Annotated in this window: 13 protein-coding genes; 8 read left to right on the top strand and 5 right to left on the bottom strand. The window is 54.6% G+C overall.

All coding sequences use genetic code 11. From position 1 onward, the window contains the following. Window positions 1–44: 44 nt before the first annotated feature. The 6 genes from ACIPUG_RS16030 to ACIPUG_RS16005 all read left to right on the top strand — a co-directional run bounded on the left by ACIPUG_RS16030 (window position 45) and on the right by ACIPUG_RS16005 (window position 5,877). Window positions 45–572, top strand: coding sequence for an iron transporter (locus ACIPUG_RS16030; protein WP_010285198.1), 528 nt, complete (start codon window positions 45–47; stop codon window positions 570–572). A gap of 281 nt (window positions 573–853) precedes the next feature. Then, window positions 854–2,251 carry a Fe-S-containing protein gene (locus tag ACIPUG_RS16025; RefSeq protein ID WP_400339243.1) on the top strand — a complete coding sequence of 466 codons (1,398 nt, stop codon included), beginning with the start codon at window positions 854–856 and terminating at the stop codon, window positions 2,249–2,251. A gap of 2 nt (window positions 2,252–2,253) precedes the next feature. Then, entirely contained in the window at window positions 2,254–3,543 is a 1,290-nt protein-coding gene (locus tag ACIPUG_RS16020; RefSeq protein ID WP_400339241.1) for an ABC transporter permease, read from the top strand. Then, complete coding sequence (locus tag ACIPUG_RS16015; RefSeq protein ID WP_400339240.1) at window positions 3,533–4,672, top strand: ABC transporter permease; 1,140 nt, start codon at window positions 3,533–3,535, stop codon at window positions 4,670–4,672. Before ACIPUG_RS16020 ends, ACIPUG_RS16015 begins: the two co-directional genes overlap by 11 nt. Window positions 4,673–4,676: 4 nt before the next feature. Further along, window positions 4,677–5,393 carry an ABC transporter ATP-binding protein gene (locus ACIPUG_RS16010; RefSeq protein WP_010285208.1) on the top strand — a complete coding sequence of 239 codons (717 nt, stop codon included), beginning with the start codon at window positions 4,677–4,679 and terminating at the stop codon, window positions 5,391–5,393. After that, on the top strand, window positions 5,380–5,877 hold the full coding sequence (locus ACIPUG_RS16005; protein ID WP_400339237.1) for a TlpA family protein disulfide reductase: 498 nt from the start codon (window positions 5,380–5,382) through the stop codon (window positions 5,875–5,877). Before ACIPUG_RS16010 ends, ACIPUG_RS16005 begins: the two co-directional genes overlap by 14 nt. Before the next feature lie 35 nt (window positions 5,878–5,912). Here the strand turns inward: ACIPUG_RS16005 and ACIPUG_RS16000 are convergent, their stop codons facing one another. After that, a complete protein-coding gene (locus ACIPUG_RS16000; protein WP_400339235.1) occupies window positions 5,913–6,908 on the bottom strand; it encodes a DMT family transporter in 996 nt (331 codons plus the stop codon). A 319-nt stretch (window positions 6,909–7,227) separates the two neighbouring features. Continuing rightward, complete coding sequence (locus ACIPUG_RS15995; RefSeq protein ID WP_039469299.1) at window positions 7,228–8,061, bottom strand: AraC family transcriptional regulator; 834 nt, start codon at window positions 8,059–8,061, stop codon at window positions 7,228–7,230. 361 nt (window positions 8,062–8,422) lie between these two features. Between ACIPUG_RS15995 and cbl the strand changes: the two genes are divergently transcribed. After that, entirely contained in the window at window positions 8,423–9,376 is a 954-nt protein-coding gene (cbl, locus tag ACIPUG_RS15990; RefSeq protein WP_010285215.1) for an HTH-type transcriptional regulator Cbl, read from the top strand. 496 nt (window positions 9,377–9,872) lie between these two features. Then, the gene (gltP, locus tag ACIPUG_RS15985) at window positions 9,873–11,189 is read left to right on the top strand and encodes a glutamate/aspartate:proton symporter GltP (RefSeq protein ID WP_039313895.1); all 1,317 of its coding nucleotides are present in this window, start codon (window positions 9,873–9,875) and stop codon (window positions 11,187–11,189) included. An 81-nt stretch (window positions 11,190–11,270) separates the two neighbouring features. Here gltP and ACIPUG_RS15980 read toward each other — a convergent pair whose 3' ends face one another. From ACIPUG_RS15980 to ACIPUG_RS15970, 3 genes are all read right to left on the bottom strand, one after another. Next, complete coding sequence (locus ACIPUG_RS15980) at window positions 11,271–12,374, bottom strand: iron-containing alcohol dehydrogenase family protein (protein ID WP_400339232.1); 1,104 nt, start codon at window positions 12,372–12,374, stop codon at window positions 11,271–11,273. Window positions 12,375–12,606: 232 nt separating this feature from the next. After that, window positions 12,607–13,947: an anaerobic C4-dicarboxylate transporter gene (locus tag ACIPUG_RS15975; RefSeq protein ID WP_014914809.1), complete on the bottom strand. Its 1,341-nt coding sequence runs from the start codon at window positions 13,945–13,947 to the stop codon at window positions 12,607–12,609. 845 nt (window positions 13,948–14,792) lie between these two features. Then, window positions 14,793–16,148: a TolC family outer membrane protein gene (locus ACIPUG_RS15970; RefSeq protein WP_039287551.1), complete on the bottom strand. Its 1,356-nt coding sequence runs from the start codon at window positions 16,146–16,148 to the stop codon at window positions 14,793–14,795.

The raw sequence follows: 16,148 nt of genomic DNA, 5'->3' as shown, positions 1-16,148 counted from the left end.
AGCGAATTAAGCGAAGAGGGACGACTGAGATGAGGATGGGTTTGATGAATATGCAAAAAAGTCTGATTGCGGGTGCCGTTATTGCCGGTATTTTCACTGCGCCTGCCGCGCTGGCGTTTAAAGAATATCCAGCGGGTGAGCCTGTTTCCATGAACGAAATGGAAATTGCCGCTGTTTATCTGCAACCTATCGATATGGAACCGCGTGGGATGGGCCTGCCTGCTGCGAAAGCGGACATCCATCTGGAAGCCGATATTCACGCCGCTGAAGGTAACAAGAATGGCTTTGGTGCCGGTGAGTGGATGCCGTTCCTGACCATCGCTTACACTCTGACTAACACCGATACCGGTGCGAAGCAGGAAGGCACCTTCATGCCGATGGTTGCCAGCGATGGCCCGCACTACGGCGCGAACATCAAAATGATGGGCGTGGGTAACTACAAAGTGACTTACCACATCGACCCGCCATCAAAAGCCGGTATGCACCGTCACACCGATGGTGAAACGGGCGTAGGCCGCTGGTGGAAACCGTTTGATGTCAGCTTTGACTTCAAATACGTCGGCTTAGAATAAGGTCTTCTGTCCGCGATGTTCTGTCGCGGTCATGTTCACGCCTCTGTGGGCCGTTATCGTGGCCCGCAGAGGCGGCGATTTTTCGGTTCGTGTACTGATGCCACTTGGCATCACGCCCAACCGACGCACCTGCAACTTGAAAGGTGACGGGTATGTATACTCTAAATAATTCAAGTTTCAGGCAGGCGGCAAGGGAAGGCGTCCCGATGAGCTTACTCAGGTAAGTGATTCGGGCGACTGAACGCAGCCAACGCACATGCAACTTGAAGTATGACGAGAATATGAGTTATTTCTTTATCACGACACTTCAATCCTTCCTGCCGATAGCGCTATTGCTGGGGCTGAACTGGAGCCACCGTTCCACGCCGACAGTCAAAGCGCTGGGTTGGACTACGCTGCTGGCACTGTTCGCCGGTACGTTTATTGGCGTGCATTTTCCTAACGGGCAGGCGTTTCTGCTGGGCTTTACGGCGCTTCAGGCGCTGGCCTTGATCCTGTTTCTTGTCTGTCAGTGTTTTTCCCACCCGCGTATTGGCTATCTGTGGCAGGCGCTGCTGGTGGCGGGCGCGGCGGTGCATTGGGGCAACGATCCCAATCTGACCGCGCTGACGACCACCCATGTGGTGAATACCGATCTGCTGCTGAATTTCAGCGCCGTGCTGCTGGCGTTTGGCTGGCTGGTGTTCTGTGCCGCGCTGTGCGGCACGATCGTGCGCCGCATTCACTTACTGCGCTGGCCGCTTCTTGCGCTGCTGGTCGCACTTCTGCTGTTGCCGATAAGCGGCAACCTGCTGCTGCTGTTGATGAAGTTACAGGCGCTGGGGCTGACCAAGCCGCGCTTGAGCTATGTGGCGCACGTCACCAACAGCGCGCATTTATTGAATTACCTCAGTGCATTGTTCATGGCGGCGTTGGCTGCCGGGCTGGTTTGGCCGCTGCGGCATGCGCGCCGCCAGATGCTGGCCACGCATGAGGCGATTGAAAAGCGTAAAGCGACGGCAGGCTATCGCACGCTGCGCCGTACGCTGTTAGCGACGATCACGGCGCTGTTGGTGGTGGTGTTGGCTCAACTCTATTGGGACAAGGTCGCGTCGCAGCCGCCTCGTCTGTCGGAAGCGCAGCCGGTGACGCTGGCAGCCGATGGCAAAGTGCATATTCCGATTGAACAAGTGCGTGATGGCAAGCTGCATCGCTTTGTGTGGATTGCCGATGACGGCAAGGCCGTGCGCTTTTTCATCATCAACCGCTATCCCGATCGCCTGCGTCTTGGCGTGGTGTTTGATGCCTGTTTGCTGTGCGGCGATCAGGGCTACGTGATGGAAGGCAATCAGGTGATTTGTGTCGCCTGCGGTGTGCATATCTTCATTCCTTCTATCGGGAAGGCGGGCGGCTGTAATCCCGTGCCGATCGAAGGGTGGAGCAACGACGATAATGAACTGGTGATTGGGCGAGCGTCACTGGCGGCAGGCACTAACTACTTCTCGACGGTGGTGTCGATGGAAGTCATCGACCCGGTTGATGGCTCCAAACTCACCAACGTGAGTGCGGAACACAAATATCGCTACGGCGGTAAAACGTACTTCTTCTCGTCGGAAGCCAACTATAACCGCTTCCGCGAAAGTCCCGCGAAATTTGCCACTGCCAAAGCGGCAACGGGCGAGCAGGCTGAGGGGGAATAATCATGCTGTGGCGACTGTTACGTCAGTCCTGGCGCAGAAATATTCGGCGTAAATTGCTGGCGGTGCTGACCGTGTTTTTGGCTGCGGGGTTGATCTCCGCGCTGCTGGCGGTGTCCATCGATATCGGCGACAAAATGGCGCGCGAGCTGAAGTCTTACGGCGCGAATATTCTGATTGAGCCAGCAGGACAAGCGGCGCTACCCGCGCTGTTTGGCGAGCGCAGTAACCCGCTGGAAGGGCAGGATTTCCTCGATGAGGCCGAACTGCCGAACATCAAAGATATCTTCTGGCGCAATAACATTGTCGGCTTTGCGCCGCTGCTGAGCGGTGATGTCGAGATCAGCGGACAGCCGGTTGCCGTGCTGGGCACCTTCTTTTCTCAGCCTGTCGCGGTGCCGGATGAAGAAGACTATCGCACGGGACAAATGACCGTGAGCCCTTACTGGCAGGTGGCCGGGCAGTGGCCGCAGGAGCCGGTGACGACGGACAATGTGGCGCAAACGCTGGTGGGAAAACAACTGGCGGCGCAAACGGGCTGGAAAGTCGGGGATAAACTCGCGCTGCACGGCGCAAAAGGCGATACAACGGTAGAGGTGAGCGGCATTCTGAGCAGCGGCGGTGATGAAGAAAGCCGACTGGTGATGCCGCTGGCAACGGTGCAATCGCTGCTGGGGTTAGCCGGTAAAATTCAGGCGATTCGCGTATCGGCGCTGACCGTGCCGGAAAACGAACTGTCGCGGCGGGCGCGGGAAAATCTGGAAGCGCTGAATGCCGAAGAGTATGACCTCTGGTACTGCACCGCGTATGTGTCTTCGATTGCGCACCAGTTGGAAGAAGCCATTTCTGGCTCGGTGGTCCGTCCTATCTGGCAGGTCGCAGCCTCGGAAGGCGTGGTGATCGACAAGATCCAACTGCTTCTGGCTGTGGTGACCTTTGCCGCGCTGGTGGCGGCAGCGATGGGGATTGCCTCGCTGATGACCAGCACCATCATGGAACGGGCCAAAGAGATAGGGTTGATGAAAGCGCTGGGGGCGCGCCAGTGGCAGATCATGCTGCTGTTTTATCTCGAAGCAGCGCTGAGCGGGCTGGCGGGCGGGATCGCGGGCTGCGTCGCAGGCTGGGGGCTGGCGAAAGCCATTGGCCTGATGCTGTTCGGCGTACCGCTGAGTTTCGCGTGGATTGTTATCCCTTGTGTGCTGGTGATCTCGATGCTGATCGCCATCATCGGAACGTGGTTCCCGGCACGCCGGATCGCCAAACTGTATCCGGTGGAGGTGCTGTATGGGCGCTAATGGCTGGATGAACAGCATGTTCTGGCGGCTGGTCTTCCGCGCGCTGCGGCTGCGTATGCAGCGCGTTAGCGTGGTGTTCGCTGCGCTGATGGTCGGGGCGGCGATTGTGACGGCGATGTCCGCGGTCTATTTCGATATCAACGCCAAGATGAGTCAGGAACTGCGCACCTTCGGCGCGAATTTTTACATCGGCCCGGCGCGGGGCAATACGATTCCACAAAGCACGTTTCAGCCGATTATCGACAACGTACCAGTTGGGTTAATCAATGCGTCCAGCCCTTATCTGTACGGTATGGCGCGTACGGAGCTGGAGAAAGTGGTGCTGATGGGCGTGTGGTTCGAATCGCTGCGGCAACTGGCACCGTACTGGCAGGTCACGGGTAACTGGATTGGCGTCAGCTTCGATGACCGTAACGCCATGATTGGAGTGAAGCTGGCGGAGCGACTGAACGTCAAAGTCGGCGACAGCATCACGCTGGTGGGCGACGGCGGGAAACAGCGATTGCAGATCAAAGGCATCGTGGAATCCGGCGATGCGACGGACAACATGTTGATCGTGAATCTGGATCTGGCACAAAAGTGGCTGGATAAAGAAGGCGCGATCAGTAATGCCCTGTTGAGCGTCAGCAACGATCTGGGGCAGGTCGATCGCTTCGCTGCCCAGCTCCAACAGCAGTATCCGCAGTTGGAGATCCGCCCGATCCTGAAAGTGTCGGCGTCGGAAGGTCAGGTGCTGAATAAAATTAAAGGGCTGATGGGGCTGGTATCGGCGGTGATTCTCGTGCTGTCTTCCCTGTGTGTGAATACGACGCTAATGGCGATTGTCGGCGAACGCGCCCGCGAATTTGCGCTACAGAAAGCGCTGGGTGCGAGCGGACGAGACATCATCCGGCAGATGCTGGCGGAAACCGGCATCATCGCGCTGGCGGCTGTGTTATGCGGTTTGCTATTGGGCTATTTGCTGGCACAGGTGTTGGGGATGGCCGTCTTTAACGCGACGATCTCGCTGCGTTTACCCGTGTTCCCGCTCACGCTGGTGCTATCGTTGCTGGTTGCTGCCGTCGCGGCAGTGGTGCCTACCCGGCGTGCAATCTACGTCGAACCAGCCAAAGTCTTGAAAGGAGAGTAGCTCGATGTCTGTAGAGGTGAACGCGCAGGAAAGGGCGCAGGCAGCGGAGGCGGTGATTGAAACTCGCCAGCTCTATAAACGCTTTGGTCAGGTTACCGCGCTGGAGAACATCAATATCCGCATCGCGCGCGGCGAGTTTGTCGCCATCATGGGCGCATCTGGCTCGGGTAAAACTACGTTGATGAATATTCTCACCTGTCTGGATACGGTAAGTGAAGGGCAGGTATTGCTGGACGGCGTCGATGCCGCTGGGCTGGATGAAGAAGGGCGCCGCCAGTTCCGGGCCGATAAGATTGGGCTGGTATTCCAGCAGTTCCACCTGATTCCGTTTTTGACCGCGCTGGAAAACGTGATGCTGGCGCAGCATTACCACAGCGTGGTGGATGAAGCGGCGGCGCAGCGCGTGCTGGAACAGGTGGGGCTGGCGCATCGCGTCGATCACTTACCGAGCCAGCTTTCCGGCGGTGAGCAGCAGCGCGTGTGTATCGCCCGTGCGCTGGTGAATGAGCCTCCTGTGATTTTCGCCGATGAACCGACGGGGAATCTGGATGAAGAGAACGAACGGCGGGTGCTGGATCTGCTGAAAGATCTGCATCGGCAGGGGCGTACCATTGTGATGGTGACGCACAATCCTGAGTTAGGTCGGTTTGCTGACCGTATTATCCGCCTGCAACACGGCAAGTATTTTGGTGAAGAGGTGAATCATCATGAAATGGCGTAACGGGATTACCGCGCTTTGCCTGCTGGGTTTAGCGGCGCTAAGCGGCTGTAAGGAAGAACAGGTTAGCGTTGGAGCGCAGGCTCCGGCGCTGGCGGCCTACGATCTGGCAGGGCAGCAGGTGGATCTGTCGCGCTGGCAGGGGAAAAGCGTGTACCTGAATTTCTGGTCGTCGGGCTGTGGCGGCTGCATGGTTGAAATGGGCGCGCTGGAGAAGCTGAGCAAGGAGTATGGCGATAAAGTCGTGGTGGTTGCGGTTAATACCGATCCTGACGGCGTGGATATCACGTCGATGCTGGCGCACCACAAGGTGACCTATCCGGTGGTGCGCGATCAGTTGGGTATTACCAAAGAGCGCTATCAGGTCAGCGGCACGCCAACCTCATTTATTATTGATGCCAACGGCAAGGTGACCGATCAGCATCAGGGCGCGAGAGATGAAGCACTGCTGACCGCGCTGTTTCAGAAGCTGGCAAGCCGGACATAAAGACCGGCTATTTTCACAGCCTCTTAGGCGTGCGTTTATTCGGTTCGTGAAACCGGCATCGGGACTTCTACCACCGTTGATTTTTTCACAACGACAGGTTCCGGTTTCACGCGCATCGCGTAGATCACCCCGACAATCAGGCAGGTGATGCCACAGAGCGTCAGCAGCGGCGGCCAGGACTGCCGGATGATGAAGGCATAAGTTAGCCCCGCCAGCGTTTCAAACACAATCAGCGGCCCTACCAGCACCGTCGGCAGGCGCTGGCTGGCTTCGTTCCAGAACAGCGTACCAATCCAGGAACAAAACAGCCCAATCGCCAGCATCAGCGGGATGAAAATCTCAGGTCGCGGGCCAAACGGCTGCGTAAAGGTGCTATCCGTTAGCGCCAGATGGCCGCACACCAGCAGATAACCCAATAGCGCCAGCGGTAGCGTGACCAGCCCCTGCGCCGTGGCCCAGGTGGTCGGCGTATTGCCTTTGTGGTCGCGCAGCCAGCGGGCGTTGCGCAGCGGATACCAGGTCCAGCAAACCACGGCGAGAAAGGCTATCGCAATCCCACTGGCATAACGCCATAAATCGAATTCGACGGTGGTGCCTTTCAGTTCCGCAATATTGACGCAAACCAACCCAGCCGCAATCAGCAGCAGCGAGGGCAGCAGCCGACGCCAGGCTACGCGGCCATCGTGCTTGCTGTACAACACATTGGCGGTAACGGAAATCACCACGGGCAGGGTGCCGATAATCATTGTTGAGATCGGTGCGCCCGTGCGCTGAATCGCGCTGGCGAGCAGAAAGTAGTACAGCAGATTGCCGATGATGGTGAGCTTCGTGGCCTCCAGCCAGTCGCTGCGGGTCAGCTGGCGCAGACGACGGCGATCGATCCACGCCAGCGGTAAGGCAATCAGCCCAAAAGCCAGATAGCGTCCGGTGGACTGCAAGGCCGCAGAGTAGTCCGGTACGATTAATGGCCCAACAAAAATCAGCCCCCACATCAGTCCGGCGGCAAGCGCAAATAAAACCCCTATCAGCATGATAAACCCATTTTTTCACAATAGTGCATCGCGCCAGTCTAGGGAGAGTCGGTGTTGAATGATTGTAGGATATTGCTGTTTATCCCCGTCATACTTCAAGCTGCTTGTGCGTTGGCTGCCCTTACTCACCCCAGTCACTTACTTGTGTAAGCTCCTGGGGATTCGCTCGGTTGCCGCGTTACAAGGCCATAAATGGGCCTTGCCCTAAAGGGTCAACGCAGAGCGTTGTTCAAAACGCTAACGTTTTGTCACGCAACTCGAATTATTTAGGGTATATCATCTGTCTGGGGTAACGTTGAAAGCATGCGTGCTGAAAGCGTTAGCGCTGAACCGGATACACCTGCTTTTGGTAGCGAATGGGCGTGACGCCATAGCGCTGGGCGAAGGTGCGGGTCAGATGTGCCTGATCGGTCAGGCCGACGGCGACGGCGATATGGGCGGCTGCCATACCGCGTGTCAGCATCTGTTTAGCCTCATACAGCCGGATTGCCATCAACATCTGGTGCGGCGTGACGTGGAACTGCGCTTTGAACTGGCGCAGGAAATGGTACGGGCTCAGAGAAACCAGCGCCGCCAGCTCTTTTAAGGTAATGGTGTGGGCGAAATTCTCGCGCAGATAGGCTTTCACCACATCAAAGCGGTGCAGCGGTTCAATCCTCTGGCGCTGGGCAATGTGCGCGTGAGGTCGGAAAAGCGCAATCAGCGACAGCAGCAGGCTTTCACTCGCCAAGGGATCGGTCGTCTGCCACAGCGCGGCTAGCGTCATCGCCAACTGGCGTGCGGTTGCCGGATCGTGGCGCACGACGTCGGTAAACCACCAGCCTTTCTCGCCGGAGACGTTCTCCAACACATCGGGTGGAATGTAGATCATGCGATAGCGCCAGCCGTCTTCCGTCGCGGATTCCCCCGTATGTAGCTCATCAGGGTTCATCAACACTAACGAATCGACAGGCGCAATATGCTTGGCGCCACGATAGCGGAATCGCTCCGCACCGTCGTCAATGGTGCCGATGCCAAACGCCTCATGCGTGTGCGGCTCAAAGGCATAACGGCAGATGTGCGCATGGTAAAGCTCAATGCCGGGCAGCGCCGGTAAGTGCCGGAACTGGGCATAGTCTCTCTCATCGGTAAATTGTTCCGGTACACCCTGCATGCTGCCACCTTGTTTCTGATCCTGACCGCCATCATAGCAGTGATAGCGCGTCAGCTTGAAGTCGTGCGTCCTATTTAGCCTGAGCAGAAATACGGGAAAAAGGGAATAAAAGCACCGGGATAAATAGACCGGAAAGGCATAAATCATAGCGAAATGGTTGATTAACGGTGCGTGCGTGACAAAAGTGAATTTATCTAACTATTTGATTTTACTGTTTATGTCTATTCCTTGTTAGATAAGATAGTGCGACAGACATACCGTTAGTATAAAAAAATATAATCAACTCCATTTGCTTATTTGTTCTGGCTCTCATTACTTGCATCAATATTGCTATCTGTAATAAAGGACAAGGGAGTGAAAGGTGAACTTTCAGCAACTGAAGATTATTCGTGAATCAGCACGGTGCAATTACAACCTGACCGAGGTGGCGAATACGCTGTTTACCTCTCAATCCGGCGTGAGTCGCCACATCCGCGAGCTGGAAGAAGAGTTGGGGATTGAAATCTTCATCCGTCGCGGCAAACGCCTGTTAGGCATGACCGAACCGGGAAAAGAGCTGCTGGTGGTGGCAGAGCGTATTCTGAATGACGCCAGTAATATCCGGCGGCTGGCGAATGTCTTCACCAATAACGACACCGGCCAACTGGTGATCGCGACCACGCATACGCAGGCGCGTTACAGCCTGCCGCCGGTGATTAAAGCCTTCCGCTCGCTGTATCCTCAGGTGCGTCTGGTACTGAATCAGGGTACGCCGGATGAGATCGTGGCGATGCTCCATTCCGGTGAGGCTGATATCGGCATTGCCAGTGAGCAGTTGATTAACGATCCCTCTCTGGCGGCGTTCTCCTACTATCGCTGGCACCATTCGGTGATTGTGCCGGAGCACCATCCGCTGACGCAGGAACCGGTGATTACGCTTGAAATGCTCAATGCGGAGCCGCTGATTACCTATCGTCAGGGAATTACCGGTCGTTCGCGCCTGGATCGCGCGTTTCAGGCGGTGGGCATGTCGCCGGATATTACGCTGAGCGCGCAGGATTCAGATGTGATTAAAACCTATGTCGAGCTGGGGCTTGGGGTGGGGATTGTGGCCGATATGTCATTCGATCCGGTGCGAGACAAAGGGCTGGTGCGGTTGAATGCCGAGCATCTGTTTGAAGCGAACACGGTCTGGCTGGGGTTAAAAAAGGGTCAGTTACAACGTAACTATGCCTGGAAATTTATTCAGCTGTGTAATACAGAACTGTCGCTGGATGACATTAAAGATAAGGTGTTCTCGGATAACGATGAAGCGGTGATTGATTACCAAATCTGATTGATAGCGCGATTTCCTAACCCGATGCCCAGCCAGCGTTTTTTCTGACTGGGCAGGGTTTTTCCTTTCGATTTTGTCGCGATTTTTTGTATCGCGATACCCGCCGTTTTCTGGGCTCGATTTAGCATAAATATGGTTTAGCGTGCCGATAATCTGCTTGATCTGATCGTGCTGCAATAGTAGCATCCCCGCCATAACAATAACTTATGTCTGAATTTTTGTTAAGCGATACAAATACTTGTGCGTTTTTATTGAATAATTATGTTAACGATTTTGGTATCGCAATAGAACATTTACCCTAAATAATTCGAGTTGCAGGACAAAAATGTGTGCGTTTTGCACCGTGCGTATGCAGCTTGACGTATGACGGGTTAATCCATCAGACATCCTTCTCACTAGTCAGTCACCTCCACGTTGATTTTTTCGGTTCGCATTGCGCCGGAGTCGCGCTAGCGCCATGTTTGTGATGGCGGGGAGTTTAAAACGGAAAATGACGATGAAAACACAAAAAATCAGCCTTGCCTGGCAAATCCTTATCGCGTTGGTTCTGGGTATTGCACTCGGTGCCGTACTGCATGAACAGCAAGAAAGCCGCCAGTGGCTCATCAGCAATATTCTTAGCCCAGCGGGCGACATCTTTATCCGCCTGATTAAAATGATCGTTGTCCCGATTGTCATCGCCACGTTGATTGTCGGGATTGCGGGCGTAGGGGATGCCAAAAAGCTCGGGCGCATCGGCTTCAAAACCATTCTCTATTTTGAAATCATCACGACGGTAGCGATTATCCTTGGCATCACGCTGGCGAATGTCTTCCAGCCGGGTCATGGCATCGATATGTCGACGCTGACCGCCGTTGATATCTCGCAGTACCAAAAGACCACCGAGCAGGTGCAGAGCGGTTCGCACAGTCTGGTAGGGACGGTGCTGTCGCTGATTCCACCGAATATCTTCGCCGCGATGGCACACGGCGACATGCTGCCGATTATCTTCTTCTCGGTACTGTTTGGTTTAGGGCTATCTTCGTTGCCGAAAGATCACCGCGAGCCGCTGCTGAACGTCTTCCGCGGTGTGTCGGAAACCATGTTTAAAGTGACGCACATGATCATGCGTTATGCCCCTGTTGGGGTGTTTGCGCTGATTTCCGTCACGGTTGCCAACTTCGGTTTTGCGTCGCTGTGGCCGTTAGCCAAGCTGGTTATGCTGGTTTATGCCGCGATTTTCTTCTTCGCGCTGGTGGTGCTCGGTATCGTCGCACGGCTGTGTAAGCTGCGTATCACCATCTTGATCCGCATCCTCAAAGATGAGCTGATCCTCGCGTACTCCACCGCCAGTTCCGAAACCGTGCTGCCGCGCATCATCGAAAAAATGGAAGCCTATGGTGCGCCGAAGTCGATTACCAGCTTTGTGGTGCCGACCGGTTACTCCTTTAACCTCGATGGCTCTACGCTGTACCAGAGTATTGCGGCGATCTTCATCGCGCAGCTATACGGCATCGAACTGTCGATTGGGCAGGAAATCGTGCTGGTGCTGACGCTGATGCTGACGTCTAAAGGCATTGCCGGCGTACCGGGCGTGTCGTTTGTCGTACTGCTGGCTACGCTGGGCAGCGTTGGTATTCCGTTGGAAGGTCTGGCGTTTATTGCGGGCGTTGACCGCATCCTCGACATGGCACGTACGGCGCTGAACGTAGTAGGAAATGCACTGGCGGTACTGGTCATTGCCAAGTGGGAAAACCAGTTCGATGAGAAGAAAGCGCGGGCCTATGAGCGTGAGCTTAAAGGGATAAGCACGCAGCCTGCCCAGCAGGGATAATCCCGAACTATTTCAAATAGCCTATGCAACGGGCGCGTCGAGTGATCGAGGCGCCCGTTTCTTTTCTTGCTCTAATACTGGCTATGCCGCGTGGCTATCTATCACTCCAGTTTCTAGCGTTTGCGTGCGCCACAGTGCTCGTTCAATACGCTCGGCATCCGTTGCAAAAGGAAGGCGGGCGGCAATTCTCGGTGCGATTTTCACGTGCTGCGCGATGCTTTCAACCAGCTGTGGACGTTCATTCAGGCCGAGGGCACTCAACGTCATGGGGCTTCCGTAGCGGCGCAGCTGGGCGAATAGCTCTTCGCGATCGGCGTCGCTATCGTGTTCCAGAAACGCCTGTACGGCCAGCCCAAAGCCCACTTTTTCGCCGTGCAGCCAGTCATGCAGCTCCGGCAGGTGCGTCATGCTGTTGTGAATAGCATGGGCGACGCCGATGCGTGGCACTTCATCTTTCATGCTGTTCGCCAGACCCGCCAGTGCGATAACGGCGTCGATCGCGCCGCGTAGGGCTGGCGTGACGAGACCTTGCTCATTATCCGCAATGGCCTGCTCGCCATAGGTATTCAATGTTTCCACAGCCAGCTTCGCCGCCTGCGCTTTAAGCGCTAACGCCAGTCCGTCATCGCCGTGACGCAGATACGGTTGGAATTCATACCACTTCGCCAGTGCATCCACGATACCGGCTTTGAGATAACGTGAAGGGCTGCGGGCGATGATCTCGCTGTCTACCAGCACCCACACCGGTAAACGTGTTAGCGCAAATGCGCCGTTGTGCACACTGCTATCGCTATAAATCACGCTGAAGGATGACCAGGCGGCGCAGGTGGCGGCAATCGTCGGTACAGTGATGACAGGAATCTGTCCCAGAATGTCACCGACGACTTTAGCGACATCCAGCACGCGTCCGCCGCCAATCCCTAAAATCAGTTCTGCGCTGAATGCGCGTGCCTGTGCGGTCAGCGCTTCTATCGCAGGTTTGGTGCAATCGCCCGGCAAAAATTCGACCTGATACCGTAAACCGAATTCATTAAGGCTGCGTTCAACGGCCTCTGATGTGCTTTTCCATGCCTGCGGGCTGGTAATAATCAATATTGTGCTGGCGTAGGGCGCTGCATATTCGCCGACAGAACGGATGACGCCATCACGATTCAGATAGGTTTGTGGCGCTTGTATTGCAATCATGGTCGCGACCTCTCATCTCTGTGGGAAAAGATAAATCAGTTGTAGCAGCGATGCAGAACGCCGCAAAAGAACAATTCTGGCTATGAATGAGCAGATTTCGCATAACCAGAATGGCAGCGAAATACGGTCTGGCAGGCTTATTTGGAAAAAAGCGGAGAGGGGCTGGTTGGCTCGGGGTTGTCAGTCACTTCGCCGCCCATTGCTGGGCGGCGTTTAGGGATAGCGAACTGAATTACAGGAAGCCGTACATCGCGGCAAACACCCATCCAAAGACGCAGGATGTGCTCACGCCGATCAGGCCCGGCAGAATAAAGCTGTGGTTGATAACGAAACGGCCGATTTTGGTGGTACCTGAACGGTCAAACTGGATAGCCGCCAGATCGCTTGGGTAGGTCGGCAGAATGTAGTAACCATAACAGGCTGGCGCAGAGGCCACGATATACGCCGGATCCACCCCGATTGCCAGCGCAACGGGGACAATCGCCGCCAGCGCCGCCGCCTGCGAGTTAACGAACTTGGACACAATCAGCAGGATAATCGCGTAAGCCCAAGGGTAGACTTTCACCAGTGAACCGAGCGTGCCTTTTATCTCTTCCAGATGCGCGCCGAACATGGTTTCAGCCATCCAGGCGATACCGTATACCGCGACGATGGCGATCATCCCTGAACGGAACACCTCATTCTTCGAGATCGAAGACGGATTGGTTTTGGTCGCAATAATGATGATGGCACCAGACAGCAGCATAAACATCTGAATGACCAGCACCATCGACAGCGGCTTACCGGCAAAGACCGGACGCAGCTCTTCAACGGCACCCAGAATCGCTACCGCCGCGATCGTTGCCAGAAAGATCCACATGGCGATCCAGTTACTGCGCGGCAGTTTTCTGTCGAGCAGCGTGGCGGTATCGCCATACACATATTGTTTGTTTTCTGGATCGGCGATGAATGCCTGAAAGTCTTCATCCTTGTCCAGATCCTTACCGCGGAACCAGCTGAAAATCCCAATCGCCAGAATACCCAGCAGGGTAGAAGGGATGGTAATAGACAGTAGATCGAGGAATCCCAGGTGTTTGCCCTGGAACGTGAAGTTAGCCAACATGGCAACCAGCGACACCACCGCAACAGAGACCGGACTGGCGATAATCCCCATCTGAGCACCGATCGAACTGGCGGCCATCGGTCTTTCAGGACGGATATTATTCTTGATGGCGACATCATAAATAATCGGCAGAATGGTATACACCACGTGGCCGGTACCGCACAGGATAGTCAGAATACAGGTGACGAACGGCGCGATAATCGAAACGTATTTCGGGTTACGCCGCAGCATACGCTCCGCGATTTGCAGCATCACATCCAGCCCGCCCGATGCCTGAAGCGTTGCCGATGCGGCCACCACGGCAATGATGACCAGCATGACGTCAACGGGTGGTTTACCCGGTTGTAGTTTAAAAATAAAGACCAGAATAACAAGTCCAATCCCGCCTAATAAACCCAGCGCGATCCCGCCTTTTCTTGCCCCGTAAAAAAGGCAGATCAGGACAATGACTAATTGAATGATGAAGTCCATAGTAGCCCCATTGCATTGCTTTATAAGATGAACTGATTAGTTAGAATTAAAATAAGTGAGTTTTTACTGTGGGTACTATATGGACGGGTGGTTATTTATTTTCTTGATCTAAATCTATTAATTTTTACCTTTGCGCTATTTCCGGAAAATAAAAGATCCCGGTCGCAATAATAGCGTATTTCTGATTTCTTTAGTTATTTAACTGTAATTTTAATTTATTAATAGTGAGGTGAGGCGTCAGTTGGTGAGGCTGTTAATGATTTGGTGGGGCTTTTGAAAAGTGATTAAATTTTCGTTCTTATTTTGTTGTGTTCAGTGTTCTTCTATTTTTTATTTTCGTTAATGATTGCCGTAAAAAATCCAACCTTAATGTTACTTTGGATACCTCTAATGAGGTATTTTTGCATATTGTATTGTTTTTAAATGATTACTTTAAAAATGATAAAATGAATCCCTTTTTGATAATGAAGTCAACGTCAGGCCACTTGAGAATAACCGAAAAATAAAAACGGCTGTCGCGAAACCGCTATACCCTAAATAATTCGAGTTGCAGGAAGGCGGCAAGAGAGAGAATCCCGATGAGCTTACTCAGGTAAGTGATTCGGGTGAATGAACGTAGCCAACGCACATGCGGCTTGAAGTATGACGGGTATATTCACATCTGGAATATAGCTGACGGATTTTCTGCTATTTTCACATCGGATGCGAAGGAAGACATTTTTATAGTGTGATTGGTTATTAATATAAAATTTTTATAAATATTTTAGAATATCTGGATGCGGCTTATTTTCCTTTCTAAATAGGGTATGGCCGCACATCAGCGTTTGTGTTCTGAATTCACGTTGTTAGAGGTGTACGAAATAGGTCGCTAACTGCCGCAGCGTCTGTTCGTCCAGCGTACCGGCGTAGTAGCGCAACTGTAGCCAGGCTGTCAGCCAGGTATAACGCGCTTCGGTTAGATCGCGCCGTGCGCCATAAAGCTGCTGTTCGGCATTCAGCACGTCAAGATTCACGCGTTCCCCACCCTGAACGCTCTTCTGTGTGGCGGTGACCAGCGCCAGCGCCGACTTTTCCGTCAACTCATAGGCGCGGATTTTCGCCTGGCTGCTGGTGACCAGATTAAACTGGCGACGCAGCTCCGTCTGGATGGTCGCCGTCTGTTCGTCCTTTTCCCGCGCGGTTTGCTGATAGCGCTCCTTTGCCTGACGCGTCGCGGCAGAGACGCCGCCGCCGGCAAAGATCGGTACGCTGACGCGGATACCAATCGAGCGAGTATCGTATTTCTGGTTGTAGCTGTTTTCGGTATCCGATTGCGTATTACGCGTGCTGGCAACCAGCGTGACCTGCGGCAGGTGACCCGCCCGATTCCGTTCAATGCCGTATTTCGCCACGGCCAGTGACTGGTTTAGCGCTAATAGCTGTGCGTTGTGGCGTAGCGCCAGCGATTGCCAGTGCTGATAGCCCGCAGGCTGAAGCGACTGCGGCGTGAAGCGTGGCGTGAGCGCCGCAAGCTGATCCACACCAACGGGCATCCCCAACAGCGTTTCCAGTTCACGTAGGCTGATATCCAGATTGTCCTGCGCTTCGATGAGCTGCGCTTCCGTCAGGTTGACGCGCGCTTCGGTTTCCAGCATATCGGTGCGGGTGCCTTCTCCCTGCTGGAAGAGGCGTTGATTCAACTGATATTGCTCGCGATAAGCGCGCTGCTGTGCCTGAACCAGCGCAATCTGCTCGCGGCTAAACAGCACGTTGGTGTAAGCCTGAAACAGACGTACCAGTAGCTGCTGGCTGGCATCGCGCAGCTGCTCATCTGCCAGCACGGCGCTGGCTTCACCCTGCTGATAACGCGACCACGCCGCGTAGTCGATCAGCGGCTGTTGCAGAGAAAAGCTGGAAGCACGACTAGTGTAATCCCGCTCCGACTGTTGCCCACCTGCCGTCACCGTAGAGTCGTTACGGGACTGGCTGTAGTCATAGGTGACTTTGGGCAGCAGCCCGGCGCGGCCGATGTTCTTCTCTTCGCTGTCGGCATTGCGCGCGTGTACGGCGGCCTGAAAAGCCGGATCGTGCGTCAGCGCCTGCTGCCAGGCTTCCATTAATCCCAGTGCCTGACTCGGTGCGCTGTAGATCAGTGAGAGAACAAGCGGGATGGCATAACTGGAGCGGATCGCCGCGCGATAAACGGATGACAGGCGCAGCAT

Origin of the sequence: Pectobacterium sp. CHL-2024 (assembly GCF_044751765.1) — a bacterium.
Taxonomy (GTDB): domain Bacteria; phylum Pseudomonadota; class Gammaproteobacteria; order Enterobacterales; family Enterobacteriaceae; genus Pectobacterium; species Pectobacterium brasiliense.
Note: the sequence above shows the minus strand (reverse complement) of the source record. Positions and strands in the feature narration are given on the sequence as shown.

Bases quoted from the DNA above. Each gene is read 5' to 3' on its own strand.
- ACIPUG_RS16025 (WP_400339243.1), top strand. From the start codon at position 854: ATGAGTTATTTCTTTATCACGACACTTCAATCCTTCCTGCCGATAGCG.
- gltP (WP_039313895.1), top strand. From the start codon at position 9,873: ATGAAAACACAAAAAATCAGCCTTGCCTGGCAAATCCTTATCGCGTTG.
- ACIPUG_RS16005 (WP_400339237.1), top strand. From the start codon at position 5,380: ATGAAATGGCGTAACGGGATTACCGCGCTTTGCCTGCTGGGTTTAGCG.
- ACIPUG_RS15975 (WP_014914809.1), bottom strand. From the start codon at position 13,947: ATGGACTTCATCATTCAATTAGTCATTGTCCTGATCTGCCTTTTTTAC.
- ACIPUG_RS15980 (WP_400339232.1), bottom strand. From the start codon at position 12,374: ATGATTGCAATACAAGCGCCACAAACCTATCTGAATCGTGATGGCGTC.
- ACIPUG_RS16015 (WP_400339240.1), top strand. From the start codon at position 3,533: ATGGGCGCTAATGGCTGGATGAACAGCATGTTCTGGCGGCTGGTCTTC.
- ACIPUG_RS16000 (WP_400339235.1), bottom strand. From the start codon at position 6,908: ATGCTGATAGGGGTTTTATTTGCGCTTGCCGCCGGACTGATGTGGGGG.
- ACIPUG_RS16010 (WP_010285208.1), top strand. From the start codon at position 4,677: ATGTCTGTAGAGGTGAACGCGCAGGAAAGGGCGCAGGCAGCGGAGGCG.
- ACIPUG_RS15995 (WP_039469299.1), bottom strand. From the start codon at position 8,061: ATGCAGGGTGTACCGGAACAATTTACCGATGAGAGAGACTATGCCCAG.
- ACIPUG_RS15970 (WP_039287551.1), bottom strand. From the start codon at position 16,148: ATGCTGCGCCTGTCATCCGTTTATCGCGCGGCGATCCGCTCCAGTTAT.
- ACIPUG_RS16030 (WP_010285198.1), top strand. From the start codon at position 45: ATGAATATGCAAAAAAGTCTGATTGCGGGTGCCGTTATTGCCGGTATT.
- ACIPUG_RS16020 (WP_400339241.1), top strand. From the start codon at position 2,254: ATGCTGTGGCGACTGTTACGTCAGTCCTGGCGCAGAAATATTCGGCGT.